This window comes from Allorhizobium undicola ORS 992 = ATCC 700741 (assembly GCF_000621665.1).
Taxonomy (GTDB): domain Bacteria; phylum Pseudomonadota; class Alphaproteobacteria; order Rhizobiales; family Rhizobiaceae; genus Allorhizobium; species Allorhizobium undicola.
On record NZ_JHXQ01000018.1, the window covers coordinates 1 to 23,552 of the forward strand.

12 protein-coding genes are annotated in these 23,552 nt (G+C 57.8%); 7 read left to right on the forward strand and 5 right to left on the reverse strand.

The window, feature by feature from the left end:
* Window positions 1-101: 101 nt before the first annotated feature.
* The 3 genes from T424_RS0114895 to T424_RS0114905 form a co-directional block, all read right to left on the reverse strand.
* Window positions 102-4,055 carry a hypothetical protein gene (locus T424_RS0114895; RefSeq protein WP_027488442.1) on the reverse strand — a complete coding sequence of 1,318 codons (3,954 nt, stop codon included), beginning with the start codon at window positions 4,053-4,055 and terminating at the stop codon, window positions 102-104.
* Window positions 4,052-4,408, reverse strand: coding sequence for a DUF4145 domain-containing protein (locus T424_RS23195; protein WP_330217734.1), 357 nt, complete (start codon window positions 4,406-4,408; stop codon window positions 4,052-4,054). Before T424_RS23195 ends, T424_RS0114895 begins: the two co-directional genes overlap by 4 nt.
* 293 nt (window positions 4,409-4,701) lie before the next feature.
* On the reverse strand, window positions 4,702-5,403 hold the full coding sequence (locus tag T424_RS0114905) for an ATP-dependent metallopeptidase FtsH/Yme1/Tma family protein (RefSeq protein ID WP_027488443.1): 702 nt from the start codon (window positions 5,401-5,403) through the stop codon (window positions 4,702-4,704).
* Between the two features lie 244 nt (window positions 5,404-5,647).
* Between T424_RS0114905 and T424_RS0114910 the strand changes: the two genes are divergently transcribed.
* The 6 genes from T424_RS0114910 to T424_RS21825 all read left to right on the forward strand — a co-directional run bounded on the left by T424_RS0114910 (window position 5,648) and on the right by T424_RS21825 (window position 12,931).
* Window positions 5,648-7,081, forward strand: coding sequence for a UvrD-helicase domain-containing protein (locus T424_RS0114910; RefSeq protein WP_269076447.1), 1,434 nt, complete (start codon window positions 5,648-5,650; stop codon window positions 7,079-7,081).
* A gap of 305 nt (window positions 7,082-7,386) precedes the next feature.
* The gene (locus T424_RS0114915) at window positions 7,387-7,752 is read left to right on the forward strand and encodes a hypothetical protein (protein WP_154664938.1); all 366 of its coding nucleotides are present in this window, start codon (window positions 7,387-7,389) and stop codon (window positions 7,750-7,752) included.
* Between the two features lie 442 nt (window positions 7,753-8,194).
* Window positions 8,195-8,647 carry a hypothetical protein gene (locus tag T424_RS21145; RefSeq protein ID WP_245269578.1) on the forward strand — a complete coding sequence of 151 codons (453 nt, stop codon included), beginning with the start codon at window positions 8,195-8,197 and terminating at the stop codon, window positions 8,645-8,647.
* Window positions 8,648-8,774: 127 nt separating this feature from the next.
* Window positions 8,775-9,281, forward strand: coding sequence for a transposase (locus T424_RS22620; RefSeq protein WP_154664939.1), 507 nt, complete (start codon window positions 8,775-8,777; stop codon window positions 9,279-9,281).
* A 366-nt stretch (window positions 9,282-9,647) separates the two neighbouring features.
* The gene (locus T424_RS21820; RefSeq protein WP_245269580.1) at window positions 9,648-11,768 is read left to right on the forward strand and encodes an argonaute/piwi family protein; all 2,121 of its coding nucleotides are present in this window, start codon (window positions 9,648-9,650) and stop codon (window positions 11,766-11,768) included.
* A complete protein-coding gene (locus T424_RS21825) occupies window positions 11,756-12,931 on the forward strand; it encodes a PD-(D/E)XK nuclease domain-containing protein (RefSeq protein ID WP_051559025.1) in 1,176 nt (391 codons plus the stop codon). Before T424_RS21820 ends, T424_RS21825 begins: the two co-directional genes overlap by 13 nt.
* Window positions 12,932-13,426: 495 nt before the next feature.
* On the opposite strand, the gene T424_RS0114950 is transcribed toward T424_RS21825, so the two are convergent.
* Window positions 13,427-15,295 carry an AAA family ATPase gene (locus T424_RS0114950; RefSeq protein ID WP_027488449.1) on the reverse strand — a complete coding sequence of 623 codons (1,869 nt, stop codon included), beginning with the start codon at window positions 15,293-15,295 and terminating at the stop codon, window positions 13,427-13,429.
* Window positions 15,296-15,305: 10 nt separating this feature from the next.
* Window positions 15,306-15,923 (reverse strand): hypothetical protein, encoded by a 618-nt coding sequence (locus tag T424_RS0114955; protein WP_051559028.1) that lies wholly within the window; start codon window positions 15,921-15,923, stop codon window positions 15,306-15,308.
* Window positions 15,924-16,465: 542 nt separating this feature from the next.
* Between T424_RS0114955 and T424_RS0114960 the strand changes: the two genes are divergently transcribed.
* Window positions 16,466-23,095: a hypothetical protein gene (locus T424_RS0114960; RefSeq protein WP_027488451.1), complete on the forward strand. Its 6,630-nt coding sequence runs from the start codon at window positions 16,466-16,468 to the stop codon at window positions 23,093-23,095.
* The last annotated feature ends 457 nt before the right edge of the window (window positions 23,096-23,552 follow it).

Consider the following 23,552-nt stretch of genomic DNA (forward strand, 5'->3'; position numbering starts at 1 on the left):
TCAGCAGGCTGGAGCAATTGCTTCCCTGGAATTGGAAACCCAAGACGCTAAGTGCTCAAGCGGCCTGAACCGCGGCCTTCACCGGATGCTTACGTCTTCCCTCAGTCCTGGCCAGCCATTGCTCGGAGCTGGATGACAATCTCGCCGCTGAGCGGGACACGAACACCGGATAAGAGATCCAGAAGCAGACGTCCAATTCTCGATCCGGCCGAGGCATTCGACTTAAGGAAACCGTCGATAGACCGCATTGCAGCCTTGGGATTTGCGAGTTGAAAACCTCTTTGCGCCACGACCTTGCTCCAGGCCTCCGCAATCCAGGGCAGAGAGAGCGCCAGCAACGTGCCAGACGGATCGAATGGCGCGAGCTCCACCAGTCGATAACAGGAGATATACAATTCGAGTGGCACCATCGGCGTACCGGACATGGTCATGTTACGTATGGCGCCCATGGCGCCCCAGTAGGCATGCTCTTCTGAGGCCGATATGGTGCCACTACGAAAAGCCTCGAGTTCCTGCTCGTCAATGATTGGCAAATGCGCGTTCGCCTGGGTTAGGACCGCGTCAGCCTCTTCAAGCCGATCTCGCATGACAAGCATCGTGACGAACACCAGCGTGACCTTGGAGATTACCGACCGCCAGCCGAGGAGTTCTTGCTCGTCGAGTCTAGGCACGCGGCCTCGAGCAACATTCACAAGGTCGAGCTCACCGCCATCGTCGGCACTGATTTTCCATGCGCGCGCGGCGACAAAGTCGATCAACTTCTCATCAAACGATGCCGTTTCAAGGGATTTCAATGTCGATTCAAACTCCCCTTCCAGCAGAGCTGCGTCCACGACAGTCGGAATCCGTTCATCCCACCTGCTCGACGTCAGCATCGATCCGATCCCAGCGTCGATACCAAATAGTCTTTCGACACCTTCGAGGATAAGCCACACGAGGTCTATGTCACCACGGCGCAAATCACCTACCTGGCTGTCTGGATTGGGATTGCTGTTCATACCAGGCGGCACGGCAGCATCGACTATGCCGGCCTCACCGCGAACCTTCGAGTTCAGCCAGGAGATCGTATGTGGAACGAAAACCTTGAGAGCAAAATTTCTCAAGCTTCCTTCGGAAGGGGCGTCCTCCAGTGCGAACAACGCGTCGCGGAGGAGCATGACCGGCTTTTCTTTTTCGCCGCCTCGATATCGGGCGATCGCCTCATCTACGCTTAGTCCGATCGCCATCAGGGTCATGTCGGGCATCTCCGCCGCCCTCGCCTGTTCTCCCGCTCGCTCGAAAAAAGATGCGTCGGTCGGATGTCGTCCGAGTTCGGCCGCGCCTATACCTAGCTCGCGAAGAAAATAAGCCATCTCGACATTGCTTGCGCTGGGCGAAGAGATCAGGAGTTCGCCGACCTCAATCTGCTCGGCGTACCTTTTAAGATGAAAGAGTATCCTGGACTTGGCCCTGTCTAGTCTCCACGTCTGTCCACTTGTCTGCTGTTTGGCAATTTCGATGACGTCGAGGGCCCTCTCAGAATCTTTAAGATCCTCGTCGTAGATTACCGCCGCGGTCTCCCATGCGGCCGCGGCCATCTCGTCATCGCCGAGCGATAGCGCCTTAGTCGCCAGCGCCTCGTAGCGTTGGGCCATCTCCGTCGTGGCGGACCCGCCGGCGGCGACAACTGTCGTCCAGGGCTTTTTAAGCGCGAGCGCTCGATCTAGGGCAGGATGATCGAACGAAGAAAGCCAGAAGTCCCTCTCCTCTGCTGATATCGCGGACAGCTCGTCGAGCAGCCTATCCAGCGTTTCGATATTCTTTACCGTCGAAAACTGCCAGCCGAACATCATTTGAAGCCCGTCGATTAGCCTTGGAGTTTCCGGGGCGTCGTAGGCTTTTTCGGCCGCAAACCCTTCCTTCCGTGCTTTCGACAATCGTCCGATCATTCCCGGAAACAAGTCGAACGAGCCTGCTATCAGCAAGAGTTTGCCGAGCAGACCTTCGACAAATCTTCGCGCCTCGGGAAACGATTCCGCCTCGACGTCGAACGCCGCGTACGCTTCCGGGGCTCGTGCTGAACCGCTTGCTGCGAGGAGCAGCACCTGCATCATGCGGAGCTTGCAGGAAAGTTCCGCGCTCGTTGGGAAGATCGGCCGCGTCAGGGAAAAAGATTGCAAAAGTGGAAGGGCGGTCGCAAGCATAGGCAATTCCGCGGCCCCAGTCGTAACGACCGCCGCAAATATCGCTTCGATAGCGCCCCTCTCTTCGCCGGCCATCGCATTCAGAAGAGCGCCGTCCATCTCTAATGCTTCGAGACCTGGTCCCTTGGTTCTGAATCTAGCGATGGCGGAGTGCGCGGCTTTGGCCGCATCGGGGCCGAGAGCAGCCGGTCCGAGATTGGTTACGAGCGAAGATGGACGGTACCGATCGTTGCCGACGACGTCGATCCACGGCCCGAGAAGGCGCTCCAGAGCGCGTCCAGGCAGCGAAACCGGAACCTCCAATTCGCCCAACGTTCTAGCAAGTTCGCCGTTGAAGTCTCCGACGACCAGCGTCAGACGGCTAAGTAGCACCAGGTCGTCTTGAGGAAGCTCTGCGAAAAGCCGTTGACGAACGTCTGCACGCTCCGCCTCGATGTCCTCGTCTTGTCCCATAATAGCGGGAAGCGTTGCCAGATCCGTATTGGGCCACCCTTTTCGCTTCAGGCCGAGTATGAGCGCATGAACAAGTTGGGGATGCCCGCCGCCGGCACCATAGTATACGTATCGACCGAATGCCGATTGATGACCTTCGTGGATGGCGACCAGCTCCTCCACCTCTTCGATTGAGAAGGACGTGATCTCTTTCACCGCCGCGTCCGCCAGTTGAAGGTTTCGCCGTAGGGAAGCGGGCGGAGCCTGAGATGATGTAAACAACAGTTTCAGTCCGCTTGAACTTCGCCCCGACCAAAGTAGCTCGATAGCCCGGCGGACCTCAGGAGCTCCCAGATTTTCGACGTCGTCGAGCATCAACGCAGCGGCGTCGGAGAGGCGAGCGTCCGCGGCGGCACGACGAAGCTGTTGCGAAGTCTGGGCCGCGTCGAGCCCTCTAAACCGGGCAACCTGCCAGTCCGCCAATCCATCAGCCGCTACCATCGATGCAATCGTCGTCTTCCCATATCCGGCGCCGGCATGAAGCCAGGCCACCCCGAATTCGGCGAGCGCGTTCTGACAGGCTTTGACCAGGTCACGACGAGGAGCTAGTTCGGATACGCTAAGCGGGGACAGAGGCTCGGTCGCCGCGCTCGCCTCTACCCGACGACTGATCCCGGAGAGTGCCGCCAGCTTTTGATCGAAAATCTCCCTCGGTACCGAGACAGTGGTGGTGTCATCAAACAGACGAACGAGGTCGGCACGACGGAGCGCCCGGTCTTTTGAGACGATGACCTCCAAAACGCGCTGTAGCATTCTGGAGACTATCGATCGGGCGCTGCTCGAACTCTGGTTTCGCCGATCGCACCACGCGACAATGAGGTCCTCGAGTTGTTCCCGGAGGCCATCCAAGCTGGGCTCTCCGCACCGCCATTCGATCCGTGAGAAAAGGCCCAGACGGAGTTCTTCATCGGACGCCCCCCTTATGAAGGTCTTGGCACGATCGGAAATTTGCAGTGATAAAAGCCGCTGGCGCAGCGGTTCTGGAGCCGCGCCAAGAGCGGCTAGATGCCAATATGCAAGTCCCGACGTGCCGTTTATACGGTCTTCAAGGCGTCTTTCGAGCCCGACCTCTGAGGTTGTGAGATACTGGATGTTCACGATCCTGCCTGGATTTCGATCCTGTAGATCGAACAGTGCGTCGATCGTTTGCGCGACACTTGCGGTGTTGAGAGTGATGGCCTCGCCGGTTGCCTTGACTTGGCGAGCGTTCAAAAGATCGTGCACGGCCACCGAATAGTCTTCGGCGACCTCAAGATGCAGAACGGCGTCGTCCTGAAGCGAAGCCCAGGCTAATGCGCTCGCATAAATCTGGTAAATGTAGCCCCGAAGGCTTTCCACGGCCTGCCGGCCGGTGTCGCCGGCAACATCCGCAAATGTCATCTACCATACCTCGAATCGGATTCACCCTGCCCCGCAGGTGTAGCCAACAGCAGAGATTGGGCAATCTCGTGATAGTAGAATTGCCGTTTGATGAAACCTGCGACTACATCGACGATGTGCATCAACTGCTCGAAGCTGGGTTCGTAGCCGCGATGAGCCGACGCGTTCCCGGCGTCGGTCATCGCCTGGACCGCATCTTTGTCGGCCACACTCATCATTCCTCGCTCTACCAACGCGTCTATTCTCAGAATTGCCGGCTCCGTGAGCGTGCACGCGGCGTTGAAACGCGTGCGTACACATAACTTTTTGTCGTTATCCCGATCCCGAATCCAAATATCCGCCAGTACACACACGAGGTTCTATCCCGACTATCGACCATTAAGCAAACGGGTAGACCGCTCCCACGCCTGACTTTCGCTAGGGTCTAAGGACAAAGTTCATTCTGTTGACGCAGACAGATCATGGCCGCGGCGAGATGAACGAATCCCATGTAGCTTTGGGCGGTCTTGTCGCGTCGCGTAGCGACGCGCATGAAGTCCTTCAGCCTGCAGAAGAAGTTCTCGACGGCGTGGCGTCGTCTATAGAGTTCCGGATCGACCGTGACCTGGACGCGGCGGTGCCGCCGCGTCGGGATGGAAGCCGCGGTTCAGCGGCGCTCCAGCGCCGCTCGGATGATCGTAGCGAGGTCCGCCGCGTTGTGCAGATCGCTTCCGGCGCCGCCGCCGGAACCATCGAGGTGCTCGCCGTAGATTACGATCTCTGCGGCCATTCCACCTAGGTTCATAGCAATCTGGTCGAGGAAATACCTACTGGAGAGGAGCCGCTTGTTCTGCTCGAACACGGTTCCACCGCCGACGCCTGAGTCCTGACTAAAGCCTTTCCTTACGACGACGCCCGTCAGTGTACCGACGTCCAATGCAAGCCCGGCCGCGGCATGTCCCGCCTCACGGACGGCGATCCGCTCGCGCAGCTCTCCTTCGATCGGGCTAACCGGCGGTAGGTTCGCGCGCAGATCGTCAATGCTCGGCTCGTCGCCGCGACGGCGCGCGCCCTTTGCAGCGTGAGCAAGATCGGCACCGGTGACCCCGTCGCATTCCCGCGCTGCCGCGTCGAGCTCATTGTCGGTTACGCCATCGGCGAGATGGCCGCGCAGAGTGGCGGCCCGCGCCCTGGCGTCCGGCAGGCCGACCCTAATGTGAGTGCCAAGCCTAATCGAGATCGTGTGCGCACGGTGTGGTCGCTGCGACTTGCTGGAGCACAAAGCTTCGGTCGAACGGTTCGGCGTCGGAGTCAGCGTCTCACGTTTGAGACGAAGGCTAGCGATGGGATCCGAGCGTTTGTGCCACACAGACGGCGATCAGTGTGGAACACGGTTTCCATGTCTGGATACATCTGTGAACGAGATGGAAACGCACACATCCATGGATAGATCGATCTCACATTTTTGATCGTTGGCTTCAGGTCGGCCTTTCCTTTTGGAAAAAACATCGCGACGGCGTCACCGACAGAAGAGCTTGGCGTGTTGATTTCTGCACCCACTGGATCTCGATCCTGCCTTCGCGGACGACGCGATATCCCCTTCATCGTTGGCTGTGCGCCGGAGAAAGGGGCAACACGGCGCCGAAACGTCGTGCGGGAAAGCATTGGCCCAGCTCAAGGCTTCGATGGTCAAGAGCGGGCTCTATCGATACGCTGACATGACCGCGCTCGCGTGGCGCCCTCTCAGTGAAAACCCGGCTCTCGCCGAGCGGCTTCGCGATCGTTTCCCGCTCATCATTCTTGATGAGGCGCAGGACACCCATGGCGAACAACTCCGGCTGCTGGAGCACGTCTTCAAGCAAGACGGGGCAGCATTCCAACTCCTCGGGGACAGCAATCAGACGCTCTATGAGGATGATGGAACGGCGCCAGCCTATTGGACACCGGGCCCCGGTTGTATCCCTCTCGATACGAGCCGCAGGTTCGGTGGAGAGATCGCTGGTTTTGCAAGCCGGCTGACTGCTCGCCAGGCTCAGACGATTGTAGGCTTGGGCATACGGCCCGCGTCGAGGGTGATGTTTCTGTTCGACCAGGGTAAGATCGGCGGGGTTCTCGGAGCCTTCGCTGAAGAAGCGCGCGCGCTATGGGGCGACGATTGCAGCAGGCGCGATGTCTGGGCGGTCGCATCGCGTCACGATCTGCCCGGCAAGAAGGGGGCGTGGCAGCCGAAGAGTCTCGTCGACTATCATCCAGCATATCGCAGCGAGGGTGGTTCTCGCGGGCAGGCCAACCTCCTTTGCCGACAGCTTCAGAAGGCTGCGGTGCACCATGCCGCAGCACGCCCTCCCGCGGAGGTCAGCGAGATGCTCGCGGTCGGCATTGCCGGTTTGGCGCGTGCCCATGGGTGGAAAGCGGCGAATGATCGTCCGATCACTGCGCACAATGTTTGGGCGGCACTATCGCGTCGCGCCCTCGCTTTGCCGCGCGCAGTACGGCGAGTTTTACGGGACCATGTGCTTGCCGGCGATGCCGTGTGGGATCAGGCGGCATGGTTGGTGTTCATGGAACAGTTGTTGCCGCTCTTCAGTCCGCATCCTCAGGGCGCTGAAGCGGAAATCGCGGACTTTTGCGGTTTCGTCGCCGAACAAAAGGCCGATCCCACCGACCCCGAACGCCGCTCCACGAAACAGGTGCAGTTCGACGAACTTACATTGCGGCTGGGATCGATCCACTCGGTCAAGGGCAAGAGTGTCGACGGAATTCTCGTCGTCGAGAGCGAGGTATGGAAAGGCAGCGGAGCAGACCAGCAGTGCATCGATCTGACCACGGTCCTTCCCCGTGCCTTTGGCGTTACTGACCAGCCATTTACGGGTGTAGGACTAACGGCCGCGACGAACGTCTTCGTGGATGTGACCAGGCCGCGCGAGTTGCTTGGCCTTGCGCTGCGGAAATCGCATTCGGCGGCAGTCGCGCCGGCAGCGCAAGCGCAGGGATGGAAGGTCATCGACCTAACCACAATTTTGGGCAAATTTGACGGCAATCGGTAGATGTTTGTTCGCTTATTCTCGGGTACATGGGAGTTCGTCGGTGGCGGGTCGCCTTGGAGCCGACCAGATCGAAACGCCTTCGTGCAGGCGGCGACGCAGGCGATGCTGTCGGCGCTGAAGCGGTCGGATGTCGACTGGCGGGGCGCTCTAGGGCCACATCAGGTCTTTTCAAAGGCTCAAGCTGACGCACGTTCATCCGATCGATGGTTCTGCCGAACTCTGACAGAAGCAAAATATGAAAGTGAAACAGAATGAGAAGCGAGATACTTGCGGTCGTCTCCGTATTTGGTCGAGTGAGATTCTATTTGAGCAGTGTGCTTGGAGAAAGCATCAAGACGGACGACGACGTCATATATTGGGCAATCACGCCATTTGGTGGCGTATTGTCGGGCCTAAACAGGGACGGTCTTGACAAGATTCTTGCTGAATTGAAAACCCTTGAAGATCACCTCTCTCTAAAACTAGAAGATGATCTAGAGCTGATTGCGACCAACTTCGACGAACGGATTGGTCTTCGTACGCTCGACGTTATCCTCGATGATGACGGGTTCCTATATCGCGTTGAAGCCATGATAGACGGCCTGTGGCACACGACGGTGTTCCGGAACGTGCTCGCCGCGGTCGAGGCAAATTTCGAGCTCCCGGAACCGCTGGATCGCTACGACAAATAGGATGAGTTCAACTTTTGCGTGTTTCCCACCATTTCTGGCGTGATGGGAGTGCGTTTGAAGTTCATCAGCTCGATGATCCCAGGGTGCTCTAGGTGCAAAGCGGCACCAGGCCCATGATCAAGCTCAAGCAGCTCCATCGCGTCCAAGGCTCGGTCGAATTGATCGAGTTCTACGGCCAGTGGAAATTGAGATCGAGTTTCCGCCAAATACCTCTTCAAGGCCGATGGGAGACCCATGTCACAACACTGCTGCAAACGTACGATTCGTCGCTTCAAGGCCCTATCTGTGTCTTCGTCCATCATGTTGAAAACTTCCCTCCATGCGTCCTTGAAGGGTGGGCGTTAAAAGATGCCGGCGCAATATGGGCATCCGAGTGGATGGCATCGATAGATAAGGTTATGTTACTACCGACGACTGCCGTCCGAAGCGCGAAGGGATTAATATGCGCCGCCGGCACATCATCTTCTTAGCGGCCTTGCTTGCGGCGCCGATGGTAACCGCTGCAGACTGGAAGCCTTACACCAACGGCCGCTTCGGATATAGCGTCGACCTCCCGGCCGGCTTCAGGACAATCCTTGTGCCGGAGAACGGCGACGGCATCCGCCTCGAGAGTACGGACGGTCAAACGAAGCTTTCGGTCTGGGGGAACAACATTACAGAGGGCGGCTTCTCCGAAGAGAGCGATCTTCGCAAGAAGTTCCAGATCGACGATGGCTGGAAGCTCACCTACGGGAAGCGCGCAGCGTCATGGGCGAGTTTCTCCGGCACGAAGGGCGACCGCATCATCTACATGCGTCAGATCGCCTTATGCGACGACGCGATGGGCAACTTCACGCTCGAGTACCCGGCCCGGCAGCAGAAGCGGTACGGACCCCGATCATCGACAGGATGGTGAAGACGCTAAAGGCGCCGAAGCACTGCGAGTGATTGCAGTTGCCTCGTAACCGGTGTCCCGCTCCCACGTTGTCCTCGCCGCCCTGATCTGTGATCGGCTTTCCATTGAAAGCAACCGGAGTTTCTCCATGGAGACTACATTGGAGTTTCTCACAACCAGGAAGTCTGGACGTGAGAGCCACGGACATTGGCCTGATAAGGTCAAGGCGCAGATCGTATCGGAAAATCTTCGGCCTGGTGCGAAGGTGAATGAGGTCGCCGAACGCTTTGGATTGCGGGCGAACCGTCTGTCGACTTGGCGGACGATGGTGCAGCAGGGCAAGCTTATTCTGCCTGCACCTGAGGATGCGGTGGAGTTCGCAGCGGTAATCGTCGAACCGCCTGTTTCGGAACCGCCTATCAAGAAAGCCAGCCGTCCCGAGATCATCGTCTGGTCTGTCACCATTCGGCTGGAAGAAGGTGCGTCTGCCGCCCGCATCGCCGCTGTCGCGCGTGCCCTCTATGCTGCGCTCGAACGTGTCGAGTTGGACATGGAAGCGCTGCTCTGGTCGGACGAAAGTCGCAGCGGGAGGGTTCCGGTGGAAGCGCCGAGCTTGGAGCCCGCGTTCGATCATCGCGAGATCGAAACCGTCTAGGGTCCAGAGGGAGCTGCAATTGGCGTTGGAGACGCTCTTTGTCCGGCTAGGCGCATCGGAATTTTGCTGAACGAAGATCGCTCGCGAAATGGTGCTTACAACTTAAGAACGGCGCGATTTCGCGGGATAACAACGCAATCGGAAGTAGTTCCAGTTGCGGACGCCGGTCGCCTCTATATATTCACCTTGGAAGGTACGATTCACTTGGCAAACACGATGAATCTCACAGTAAATTTAGCTCCGATCTCGGTGCAAGGCGACTGCAGCGTTCTGATCGGTCGGCAGAGGTACGATGAGCAGCGGCTGGCGGAGCTAAGGTCGGACTTCCGAGGTACGCATGTTTTCCGCCGTGACGGACCTGACAGCATGATCGACATTCCGGTCGTTCCCGACGCCGCACCGCTCGGAAACCTCCGTGAGACGATCGACCTTCGGCGTTACCAGCGACTTTGGCCGATGCTCCTACAGGAATCTCTAATCCAGCTCCTGGGAAAACGCCCAATCCAGTCCAGCAAGCCGCTGAAGTTTCTGGGAGCCCGCAGCCCGCTGATCGAGCACCCGGACCTTCCCGAGTGGCTGCGTCGAGTGTCCGTGACGGAGATCCACACCCGGCACATCACCGTAGACGGAAAGCAGATCTACGGCATCGTATGCGACGTTCGCGCCAAGTCCTTCATCCTAGCTACGTGCTCCGAGTTGTTGAAGTTCGGCGTCACCATCTTGGGGCGCTATGTGCAGATCGAGCAGCCGGCGATCGACGAGCGGACGATGCCGAAGCGCAAGCTGATTGGCCGCGTCCGGAGCATTCAAGGGGACGACCTCCTACTTGACGACTGCGAGGCTGGTTTCGAAAAGGTGGCTGCAAACGAGGCTTTTCTCGAACCTCGCAAGGAGAACTTCGAGGACTGCGTCCGCCAGGTCCTGAAGCGCGACGCCGAGAGAGTTCTCGAGCGGTCGGCACGGGCGTCGCAAAACCTCGCAGCGGGACCGGGCAAGCTGGAGCATATCGACGGCATCATCAGGTATCTGCGGGAGAAGAAGCCGGCCGCGGTTCCCGGCTGTCATTTCGTCATCGATGCTATGCTCAACACGAACGGCCACATTTTTCCGCCGGGCGAGACGATGGACAAGCCGTTCCTTCTGTTTGATCCGAGCGGGAGCCGCAGAGAGGACTGGCCCGAGAAGGGATTGAAGGACCACGGCCCGTACGACGAGCAGGTTTTCAGTCCGAAGAGCTTGAAGATCGCAGTGGTGTGCCAGTCGAGACTCGAAGGCCGGGTCGATGAGTTCCTGGCAAAATTCCTGAACGGCATGCCGAAGGTGTTCCAACCGGGCAAGAGCTTCGCGCGCTACGGAGACGGCTTCGTCAAGCGCTTTCGCCTTAACAAGCCCGAGGTCCATTTCTTCCTTGCCGATGGCAACTCCGACGAGGCCTATGCCGTAGCCAGTCGCGAAGCGCTCGACAAGGCCCGCGACAGCGGCTTCGAGTGGGATCTCGCGATCGTCCAGATCGAAGAAGAATTCAAGTCGCTCGCCGACGGATCCAACCCTTACTACACGACGAAGTCGATCTTTCTTCGGCGCGACGTCCCAGTGCAAAGCGTCCGACTGGAAACGATGTCGCTCAGCGACAACGACCTCGTGTTTCCAATGAACCACCTGAGCCTGGCGACGTATGCGAAACTCGGCGGAACTCCATGGCTTCTTGCGTCGAGCCAGACGGTGGCGCACGAGCTGGTCATCGGCCTGGGATCGAGCACGTCATCAGAAAGCCGGCTTGGCTCGCAGATGCGGCATGTCGGAATCACGACCGTCTTCTCCAGTGATGGCAGCTATCTGCTGAGCGACCGTACCGCAGCGGTACCTTTCGAACAGTATCCTCAGGAGCTCAGGAAGACGCTCAGGAAAACCATCGAGGCCGTTCGCGCGGAAGACAACTGGAGAAGCAGCGACAAGGTCAGGCTCGTCTTTCATTCGTTCAAGCCATTCAAGGATTCGGAGGTGGAGGCGATCGAAGCCCTCACGACCGATCTGGGTCTCGGCGACGTCAAGGCGGCCTTTCTCCATATCGCCCCCGATCACCCGTTCCTGATCTTCGATCACGATCAAATGGGTATCGCGGCCCGCGGGGGCAAGAAGGGAGTTCTTGGCCCTGCCCGTCAGCTTCATATTCGTCTGAGCGACGCCGAATCCTTGGTCGTGTTTGCCGGCGCATCGGAACTGAAGCAGGTGACGGATGGAATGCCCCGTCCTGCGCTCCTAAAGCTTCATCCCAAGTCGACCTTCAAGGATATGACCTATCTCGCGCGCCAAGCTTTTGCTTTCTCCGCCCACTCCTGGCGAATGCTCTCTCCCGAACCGTTCCCGATCACGATCCGCTATTCTGACCTCATTGCAGACAGGCTCGCGGGCCTCGCCTCCGTAAAAGGATGGGATCCGGACGCAGTGACGTTCGGGGCCATTGGCCATAAGCCATGGTTTCTGTGATGATTGGTCTGGCAACCATACGCCAGGAACTGGTGCGAATCCTTGCCGAAAGCGAGGGCGCCATCCATGTGGAGGCCTTCAGTCACTGGATCCGGGACGATGACGCGGCGCTACGAGACAACGTGTCCAAGGCTTCGTCGACACCCGACCAGAACTTGCTGCCAGATCAGCTCGCTGCTCTTGGATATGGCAAGGCCGCCAATCTTCTCAACCAAGAGCAGGAAGACCTTCTGCGCAGAGAACTCGCTCACTTTTCCGGAAGGCGATTCTTTAGCGCGGGACGACCGCTTCGCGTGGAAATCGATGGCATCGCGCTGCTCGGCATCGCTTTTGCGGCCAGAGAGCTGCCTGACAGTACCTGGCTTGTCGAGCTGCTTGCGAGGTCCGCAAGGGAAGTCGGTGACGCCGCGTGGAACCTCGGTTTGATTTCCGCGGCCAACCATGTGCTGGGGGCCGGTCAACTTGTCGCCGAACCTGCGGACCTTGCATTCGCTCTGGCCCTGCGTGGTTTCGGGACGGTTACGGACGAGGTCGTCGCCAGTGCTTGGGACACCGCATCGCAACTTCCTTTCGGGCCGGGCGTCGGCATCGATCGGCTTGCGACAAGGCTGGCCGCATTCGACGGCGTCGTCGCGCTAAGCACACATGTTCGAATCGCTTCACCAGGCCTGACCGATCTGCGTCTCGCTCTCCGAGGCGTTCCAAGAGCAATGAAGCACTGGGCCTTCGAAAGCGCGCCGCGCACTCCGCGTTCCAAGATCGCAACGTGGCACATCGAAAACGAGTATCATGTCCAGTCGCTGCTTTGGACAATCCTAGCCCCGATATTTCCCGACCTCGAAGACGAGGAAAATCTTCCGTCGGTGGGCCACAAACGCCCGCGCGTCGATCTTGCCGTTCCTTCGATCCGGACGCTGATCGAGGTCAAGTTCATGCGGGGCGGCTCGCAATCGGACTTCGCAAAGGTCATTGAGGAAGTAGCCGCCGACGCCTCGCTTTATCTTAGCTCATCGATCCCATACGATCGCATCGTCGCGTTCGTATGGGACGACTCCTCGCACTCCGAGCAACACCACGAACTGCAGGCCGGCCTCGAACGGATCAAAGGCGTCGAGGCGGCCATTGTCGTTTCTCGACCGGGCCGGATGGCGCGCACGAAATGATCGGTCACAAGTATTAGTCGGCACTTCCATGAGAGAGATGCAACCGAACCGCTAAGCCGAGTGCAGTAAATATCAGTGAAAGATCGCGTGAGTTCAACTTCAAGTGAATCCGATTATCGCCGATCACTTTCTGAGATAGCTATTCGTTCCATCGTCACACCTCCGTCTGTCCACGTCCGGGCTTCCTAGGGCCTAGAGCTGATGCATCCATCACCTGCGCAAGCGTCGGCCCCCTCTCGACAACGATGTCCACCAGATCATCGAGGGCAATCATACAGATCAACCCGCACTCCCCCTCGATCATTGTGGGCCGACCTCGGGAGGCTGACGTCGTCAAGATGAGGAGTTGTCGCCGCGCTTCGCGGACGCGAAGCGGAATTCCGCTGGCCTGAACGATTGCTTTTTTCACAAGCGTTCGTCCATCGGGCGTACCACGAACTTTCACACTACGCACGACAAGCCTCCAGTCGGCATCATCGGCTGTGTATTCCGGTGTCATCGCGATGCCTCCTTCAGAATACGCCGGACGTCCTCACCCGTGACAGACGCCTCCTCGACCAGAACGTCCGCGATCTGCTCGACAGATGGTCGAAATCTTCTGATGATTTCTCGGCTTCGCGCCATCTCCCTAAAAAGCACCCGCTCTACACGTTCGGCGACTTCAGGATTTTTGCAGCGAAGGGCGTCACGCTGGGCAATCGTTCGCAAGTTATAATGCGCAATTCCCTCACCCATCCCAAGTTGAAGTTCCAGTACGGTTGCGACGTCGGTTGCTACGTGAAGATCAGAGCTCTCGGCCGCGCCGGCGCCTTCATAAGCGTGACCAAGAATTTCCTCTTCGGCGGCCCGACCGGCGAGTGTCATAGCGATATGATCAAGGAACTGTTGCCGATGCCAGAAGCTACGCTGATCAATCTGGAAGATTGCGGCACCGAGAGGCTGCGGCGGCCTCACTTCCCATGGAACCGCAACCACCTGCAGGACACCAACCCCAAGGTGGGCACCGACAACGGCGTGACCTGCTTCATGAATAGCCACCATCCGCCGCTCTTGTCCGACAATCAATTTAGGCTGCGGTAAGGCGCCCAATACTTCTTGGACAGAGATGATGCCGTTACCGCGGCGCGCAGCGCGTCGGGCATCGCGACCGGCCCTTTCGAAATCGGCACCCGTGAAGCCCGCCGTCGCCGCAGCAATCTGATCAAGGTCTCCTTCAGATAAGCCGCTTCCGAAATATGTTCTTGCGAGTTCACGTCTCGCGTTGGGATCGGGCAATGGAATCTCGATGTGTCGATCCAGCCGTCCCGCCCGTCTCAAGGCAGGATCAATACGGTCAGGGTGATTGGTCGCTCCGACGATAACGACCCCTTCTTGGCGTTCCGAACCGTCGATAAGCTCCAAAAAGAGATTGATGACCTGATTCCAGTATGTCTCATGTTCATTGCCGAAAAGGCGGCTGCGGTCGCTAATGCCGTCGATCTCATCTACGAACAAAATAGTCGGTCTCGCGGCGATCGCATCGGAAAAGCTGCGACGCATGGCAGAGAGAACGTCGCTAAGATACCCCGATGATTGCCAACGCGCGACCGATGTTGCGATCAAACTCGCTTCACACGTACGAGCCAAGGCCGCCGCGAAGGTTGTCTTGCCAGTCCCAGGCGCCCCGCTCAAAAGAAGGCCTCGGTCGACGTCGGTCCATTGAAGGGTTCCGTTCCTCCAGTCATGCAGGTCTTTGGCTAGTGACAGGCCCCAGGATTGGGCCTCTCCATAGCCGACCATATTTTTCAGCGTTGGCCCGGTAGGTACGGACGTTTGTGCTGTTGTCTCGGCAAGCCTCTGAACCACGTCTGCTGCTGACCTTCCAGGTCGGAACGCCGAGAACATAAGGGAGATCGGATATTCCAACATCTTCTTTGCATCGGCTAGATCAATGACCTGCCCTGAAAGCGATTTGGCGGCCGCAATGAGGTGTGCCGGTCGCACTGCATCGACATCAACGATCCGGTCGCATGCAGCCGCGACGTTGCTGGGAACGTCATAATCGTAGGGCCACAGAATCACCAGGACAGATGCCCGCCGGAACATGTTTGAAATTCCCTCGACCTCGAGTTGGCGGCGTCTACTGATCTTTGGTCCGGTCACTACGGCTTTCGCGAGTTCTGGAATGCCGGCGAGTAGGATTGCGGCAGCAGCCTCATATTCCTCCACTCTTGATCCAACTGGCAGGCGAAGAACGGCCACGACTTGCCGCTGCGATACGTTCGGGATGAACATTCCACTAAGCCTAAGAGCCTTTCTCAGTGCGATCCCGTAAGTTAAGCGTTCAAGCGTTACCGTTCGGCGACCGATTGTTCGAAGATCCATGACCGCCCCCTCACCGCTGAAACCGACGAATGACCGTCTCTGGGCACAGCATCGCATCGTCGAGTTCGACCGCGATCAGTCTATGCAGGACCATCCAGGAGACGCCGGTCATCGGCTGCACCTCCCGGAACACTCCGAACGACTCCGCGATTGTCATCGAGCCGACCTCCTCCAGAATAGAAAGCAGTCTCAGGCGATCGTTAAGCGGTGTCCTCGTCCTTGCGTAACGCAGCATGTCGCGCGCGTTCGCCAAACGATAGCCAGCCTGAATTTCGGCACGCGACACGCCGCGATAGCGATGACCGGCAAGGGCGGCCCCTTCTCTGATTTTGGGGAGCTCTAGCTTTTCAACCGCATCCAGGCAAAATTTTAAGCCTCCCTCGTATTCGACAAAGAAGTCCGGCACATGTGGTCCGAGTTCCGTGTCGAACTGCAGCGGGAGGCAGAGCCACGCGATGACATTCGGGTCAACGTCAAGGATGCATCCAAGATCTCGAGCGAGGCGCGAGCGGAACATGGGATCGGCGGAGCAACGAACTGTGCTCCTTGGATAAAAAATCTGCTTTGAAGCTTGTTCATAGGCGGCATTGAGCGCGGCCCGGATATCGATGTGCGAATAGCTCATCATGATCGTCCTGGAATAACAAAAATAGAAGCCGGTTGCCGCTCGGGCGGCTTTCCGTTCAACCTATTCGTGCTATGTGCCGGATCGTAATCATGGCGAACAAAATAAGAACAAATTCAAAAAAGTCAATTCCAATTCGTTTCAAGCCTGTAAAAATCCGGTATCGGCTCTTTAGAGGAACCGTCCACCTCAGTACGAAGACGTTACACCTCTACCGACTTCAAGCCCGACATGGTGCGCAAAGCGGAAATCATTTCAGGAAGGGGGCCGTGAGCCGACTGGCAGCTATGAGCCCGAAAGCCTGTAAAGTAGACGGTTTTGCGTCTCTCGGATCTTCACCACTGGCAGGGTCAGCATCACAGCGTCGATTCTGAGACAAAGGCACAAGATGTGCCAACGGAGCTGGTGCTTGGGGTGTGCGGGGTACGCCACACTAGGTGACGCGCGCCATACAACTCTGACTGATAGTTGATTGACTCGAATCATCTTCGGCTGTGGAATCGACCTCGTCCTGCGTCTCGGAAAGACTGCGGACACGGGGACCTATGGCAGATAATATCATCGACAAGGTGCGCGCTTCGCGTGATGGACACCAATACCACGAAGCATGGCTGGCAAGGCGCGCGCTCGGATTACTGTTGCCGCGCGACGAACTTTGCGGCATCGCAGTGGAGGGGCTTTCTGTAGAAGATCAGAAAGGTGCCAGCCAAGCCACCATCGAGATCGCGGATGCCACGTTTTACTACGGCCCTGCGCCAAATTTTGGCGATGCCACTCGCATCGAAATTGCACAATTCAAATACTCGATCGCTAAAGAGACTACTAGGTTCCTTGCCTCTGATGCAGTCAAGACGTTTGGAAAGTTCGCGAAATCGGAAGCGGCATTTCTCTCCAGGCCAGTTCAGGGAAGTTGGGCAGGCAAGGTCTATTACGCGATCTACACAAACCGCCCCATCGGTCCCGAACTGATCGAAGCCATTTCCGCTTTGGTGGCCGGAACCGTGCCTTCGAAAAAAAAGGTTCGCGCTCAATATGAGCAACTCTTGACGGTAATTCCCCTCGATGGGGAACAACGCAAGGCGTTCGCAGCTAAGGTGTCTCTCGTTGGCCAAGGCGGTAATCTGAATGCCATCGAAAAGGGAAACGCAAGGATCATAGCGGATTGGTCAGCGTCGAACGATGCTCTGGCACGTGCGAGGCTCGGCGAACTCAGGCAACTTGTGCGCAACAAAGCCGGTCATGTCGGCCAGCAGAATAACCTCATCACCAACATCGATGTATTGGCTGAACTGGAAATCGGCCAGGAAGCTGACCTGCTCCCAACTCCCCAGGCCTTTGCCGAACCCGGCCCGATTGTTGAACGTGAACAGTCGCAGCAGTTCATCGATGGCTTGGACAGTTCGGCCTTGTGGATCGTTCACGCCGCCGGTGGCGTCGGGAAGACCGTGTTCGTACAGAGCGTCGCATCCCGCCTAAGCGCGACCGATGAAATAGTGGTTTTTGATTGCTTCGGCGGCGGCGCATACCGTTCACCTCTGGATGTACGCCATCGCCCGGAACGGGGTCTGATGCACATTGTCAATGAGCTGGCTTGTCGAGGCTTGTGCGATCCGATCCTCCCCGGCGCCACCGACCCAACCGAAGTGGTGAGGCGGAGCATCCATAGGTTCGCCCAAGCGATAGACGTCCTGCGTCGCGTCCGACCTACGGCGCGTTTGATTCTCATCCTCGATGCGGCAGATAACGCCGCGATGGAGGCACGCGACCGCGGACAAGCGTCGTTCCCGCAGATGCTGCTGGAGAGCCTTTCACTCATATCCCCGCCTATCGACGGTCTTGTGTGCATCACCACGGCCCGTTCCGAGCGACGTGCATTGGCTATCGGCAGAAGCCTCTGCAACGACTTCGCCCTTGCCCCGTTCTCGGTTTCGGAGAGCCGATCCTTTATCAAGGAGCGTCGTCCCGAGGCCACGGCCACGCAGATCGAGGCGATTCACCGTCGGTCAAACGGTAATCCTCGTGTGATGGCGAACCTCATTGAGCCCGATCGCCTTTTGGCCGACGTTGATACCGCTACTACTGGCATCGACCTCGACGATCTAATCCGACAGCGAATTGAACAGGCGATCCGGCTGGCCGATGACAAAGGCAGCACTCGCCAGGAGATTTCAGCATTTCTCTGCGCCTTGTCGGTGCTTCCCCCACCTGTCCCCATCGATGAGATGGCAGCGGCATTTGGAATTTCTGTCTCTGAGGTAGAGAGCTTTGCCGCAGACCTCTCCCCGTTGTTGGAACGCACGCGACACGGGCTCATTTTCCGCGACGAGCCTACCGAAACGCTGATACGACAAGCCTATGGCCAGCAGCTCTCGCTTCTTGACGGCGTCATAACGCGACTGACGAGCGCACAGGCCTCCTCCGTGTATGCTGCCCGATCGCTTCCCGGCTTGCTCTTCGCGATGGGAAGAACCGACTTGTTGCGCGCCTTGGCATTCGATGCGCGATTTCCGCCCGAACTCGATAGCGATCTCGCTAAGCGAGCCATTCGCCTCAACAGGCTGCGAACAGCCGTAGGGGCAGCAGCCACGGATCGGGACTTCAGCGCAACGGTCGATCTATTGGTAGAACTGTCTTCGCTCGTAATCGTTGATGAGCGTGGTGAAGATTATTTACTTGAGCAGCCCGACCTTGTGGTCGGACTCGGCGATCCGGAAGCACTACGCCGCCTTTTTGAGGCACGCACCGGCTGGCCCGGTACACGCCACGCGCGTTTGGCCACTGCCTATGTCGCGGACGGCGATACGGCCGAGGCGTTCGGGCATGCCGTAAGGGCAGATGACTGGCACCGATGGCACTATGATCAAGATGAGGAAACACGCAGGCATAGCGGGCCGGACCATGACGACTATGCTTCGATCGCATTCTATCTCTTTGCCAACGGCCGTGCGAAAGACGCGGCACGCTACATTGCTCGCTGGAAACCCTATTACGGGTTCCTGATTGCAAGTCGCTTGTTTGAGCATTGCGCGGCGACAGAAGCATTCGGGAACTTGGCGAAATTCGGCGATACCCTGAATCAAGTTGTTTCTTTCGCCAACGCTCCCCCGGCATTAATCGCCGCTTCACTCACTTTCTTTCCCGACTTTCCATCACGCTCGACAGCACGAGCGCTGTTGAAGAAAGTTGCGGCGAAGCTGAAAACTGCGAAAGACCTGCCGGAGGAATTTGCGGAAACGCGACATAAAGATACTTATACCAAAGCGTTGATGCGATGCGCCATCCGTATGGCCAATCTCGGCATGGCAAGGGAACTCGGCCGCACATTGTCAGTCGCGGCACCGGACCGTTATCACATCTGGTTGCTGGGTGAGGAATGGCATATCGAACAGCTTGTTCCGTTTGCGTTGGGCCTCGCCGCTCGTTGCGCAAGTGAGTCTCGGACTGCTGAGTTCTTCGATTGCCTGCCTCAGGAACTCTGGGGACTGGTTGAAGACGACCCCCGACCTTCGACCGAGAAGGCACAACGAGACCTGCTCAATGAGCGTCTGAAGGACCTGGCAAAACCCAAAAATGAGACGACTCCTGAAATCGAAGAACGGCGCAAGAAAAGCACGCTGTCGTCTTCGGCACGGCATCATGCAGCAGACAGAATTTCCCGTGGCGTCACGCCCTTGCTTGCCCTAGTAAGGCATCTAACGGCGATGATCTCGGCCGTGAAACTTTCCGACAGGAAGGTTGCTACTTCCGCGTTCTTCGGGGCTTGGAAAGCATCTCAGTCTGCAGCAGTTGAACGCGGCTCTTACATCCCGAAAGAGCAGGTGCAGTTCACCAACGCGCTCTACAAAGGATGCGCAGTCGAACTGTTCACGGCACTCGACCTCCTCACGCCTGATTCCGCTGCGCAGTTGGCGGTATGCCTGGAGAACAGCCAAATACTGGCGCCTGAGATTGTCATTCATTTTATCAAGCGGCTGGCCGAGCGACGAGATTGCCACGCCAAAGCTGGCCAGTTGGCGGTTCTGGCTGTGCGATTGATCGAACGTGAAGATGACGTTCAACGTCGCAGCCAGTTATTCGCGCGGTTGTCGCGAGCGCTGCTGCGCGCGAACCGCCTTGAAGCGGCGCTGATTTTCAAACGCGGACTGAAGGAGCTCGACGCCATAGGCTCCGGAGACTACGACTTCGCCTATGAGTTGTTGGATTTTGCCGCCACCCTGCGCCACGGAACTTTGCCGCCGCCACTAGCGCTTCGGCTGGCCAAGATATGCGAGATCAACGTCTATGATTCGCACAAGTGGCATTGGCCACTGACAGCGAAGGCCTTTTCGAGGGTCTCGGGACCAGCCTACCTTGCGCAGATCGCTCGCTGGCACGACCGCGATAAGGTTGATCTGAGTCTGACCCTGCCCTCTGCCCTGACGCATCTCGTCAAGGATGGCGCCTTGCGCCCAGACGTCGCGGTATCACTCCTTTGGTTGGTCGATCCGCAACCTATGTGGCATTGGGGATGGAACGATCTCGTCATGGCGCTGCTTGATCAGGGTGCCAGCAATGCGATGCTGCATGAGGTGCTTGATCAATACGAGCATTCGTCCCCGGGGAGGTCGTCCAGCCGCTATCTCTACGAACTTCGCAAAGCGTTCGACGCCCATCCGAAGGTCGCCATGGCATTCACCGAACGCCTGACATCGTTCGAGCTGCGAGGTCGCTTGCCGAGAAAAATCGAAACTGAAAATCGGTCATCATCACCTGTACGTGGCGACCAGGACAGCATTCGCAGGAAAGAAGAAGCCAAGCAGCAGGCCGCATTACAAGAAGCGCTAGAAAAGGCGGATCCGCTTGATGCCGCATCGTTCGAGAGCTTCGTCGAAAAACTGGAAACACTCTCCAAGGGGCCGTTCAACAGGTCACAAGCTTACAAGACGCTTCGTGATCGCGTCGCGTACGCCGATCGCACGAAGCATCTGGAAGCGATCGTGGCTGCGCGCAACTTGGATTTGTCGGACAAGAATTCCATCTTGCAGGCAATTAAAGACGAGTGGGCGAAAGATTCGCCAACCCGACTGGCATCTCTTGCCGAGTATGGTTTGAGACTAGTTCGGGACCACGCGGAAGAGCTGCTCGGCAAGAAATGGGGCTTTGCTTCTGACCTCTTCAAACTGTCAGAAGTGACGGGCACGCCGACGGACGAGCTCGCTATCGCTTTGGTTGAAACGGCGACGACCCGAGAACTAAATGCCGCCGCCATGACGTGGCTGAGTACCGCAACCTTACTTTCAAAACGCGCCGATGCCTCGGCGCCGCGCTCCGCGCTCGAGCGATTACTTGATAGCGGTGCCGCCAGATTGGCCGATGAAATTGGCGATGGACCGTGGCGCAATGAACTTCACCCAAGCACAGACGCCGATGAGGTCGCCGCCGGGCTTTTATGGTTCGGTCTTGGCTCGCCAGTGACCAAAGAGAGGTGGCGTGCCACGCATGCGATACGATCGGTGGCGCGAAACGGGCAATGGAGAATCATCGAGCGCATGTTCTCATTGCTTGCAGCTCCCGATGCCGGAGCGTTTCAGGATCGGTCACTTCCATTCTTTAAACAGAATGCGCAGCTATGGTTCCTGTTGGCCATCGCCCGGATTGCCCTCGACTTCCCGCGCGAGATAGCGCGGTTCCGCCTCCATCTGAAGGCAATCGCATTGGATGAATCTTTCCCGCATGTCGGGCTTCGCGAGGCCGCGCGCGAGGCTCTGCAACATTGTCTTGCGGGTACGCGCAGTGCGGATGCCAAGAAGCTTCTGGTTCAAATCGCCAAGATCAATACTTCGCCGTTTCCCCTTGCCAAAACACGGGGCAGCAAAGTGCGAGATCTTCCTTGGGAACGTCCGAAAGATGCGCCGGAGCCAGAGCCTCATTTCTATGTCGATTACGACTTCGAAAAATACAAAATCGACAATCTGGCCAGGGTCTTTGGGCTCCCGAAATGGCGCATTAACGACCTGTGCCGAGAGTGGGTTCACACATGGGCGCCGAATGTGACCTCGATGAGCGATTTTTCGGGCAGGCAACGCCCCTACAGCCGGCATGGCTACTATCGACCAACCGAGGAAGCTTACCAATCGCACGGCACGTATCTCGTGTGGCACGCTCTGGCAGTTGTCGGCGGGAGGCTGCTATCTGAACGCCCGGTCACCGACGAGAGTTACTACGATGACCCGTGGCAGGACTGGCTCTCAGAGTACCGTATCACACGTAGGGACGGGTACTGGATTTCCGACGGAACCGGCCGCTATCCTTTGGTGGCGTTAAATGATCTGAAAACCGGCACCGGTTCTGAGATCGAGCGCAACCTGCCGATCAACGACAAGGCATTCCTCGCGGCGCTCGCTGGTCTTGGCGAGCCCGTGGCGGAGGGCGTTCTCGTGCAGGCTTCGTGGTCTTCACCGGACGGTGTGGATTGCAGCGTTATGTCTGGGCTCGTTAGTCCTGCACGAGCCGATATGACGGCTCTCGCCGTTGCCACGTCTCCTCCTTTTCATATGTGGCTTCCGTTTCATGAATCATATGAAGATGAGGACGACCCGAGCTTCCGTCGCGATGGCATGGAGCCCTGTGAACCGTGGGTTACGCATATACAGCGATCGGAAAACCTAGACGAGCGCGATCCGTTCGGGGCTTCTTCTGCGCTATCGACATATCGGCCAGCGCAATCCATCATCACCCTATTCCAACTTACCGCCATCGAACCGTGGTCGCACGCATGGTCAGCAAAGGATGGTTCGCTGGCATTCCGATATGATGCGTGGGGCGGTTGGCAAGGCGAAGGCGAAAATGAAAATCGACATGCCGGACACGCGCTCTATTGCGACCGGGGATTTCTTTCCAAACTCCTGACCAAACTCGATCGATCCCTTATCGTCCTAGTGAAGCTCCGCCACTATCAGGAAAAGAAGCGATACGGTGAAGAAGCAGGTGAGGATGGAAAGTTCAGGCACTCGTTCATGGTTGCGATTCTCGACAAGCACTTGAATGCTCGCTTCATCGAACCGACGGCCGCGCAAATAGAGGCCGTCTCGAAACTCGGCCAGTACGACATCCACGATTTTGCCAAACGGCTCCGGACAATTGCTGAATTGGCGCAAGGCAAAAGCCCGAAAAAGGGCGCACGTCAAAAAGCTTGATTAATTTGCGCATCCGGCTTCGCCCGTTGGGCTCTACTCGCTTCGCTCACCGAGGCGTACAAGATCCCGCTTGGCGGGAAGCGTGTCTCTGCGTAAAAGAAGGGTCCGGCTGTCTTGAGCTTGCCACCGTGGGAGGCGCGAGGCCGCCATCTGGCTCGTTGGAGGAGATCGTCTGCTTTCAGGCAAAGGCAAGCTCTGCCTGGATGTCCGCGATGGAGGCGCAAAGGGGAAATCATTTCCGCAAGGAGGCCGGTGAAAGAAGCGGCTGCGCGGTAGGGGGTCTGGGGTGTGCCTCAGCACTGAAGTTTGCTCCCGCATGCCGTAAGAGTGCCTTGGACCAATCTCTATCGGATTGCTAAGACTCCGAAAACCCACAACCGCCGCCCAAAAGAGGGAAACTGTGTTCAATACGTCAAATGCCTGCGGATGCTAGCCACTCGAATCTCTGAGGTGGGAA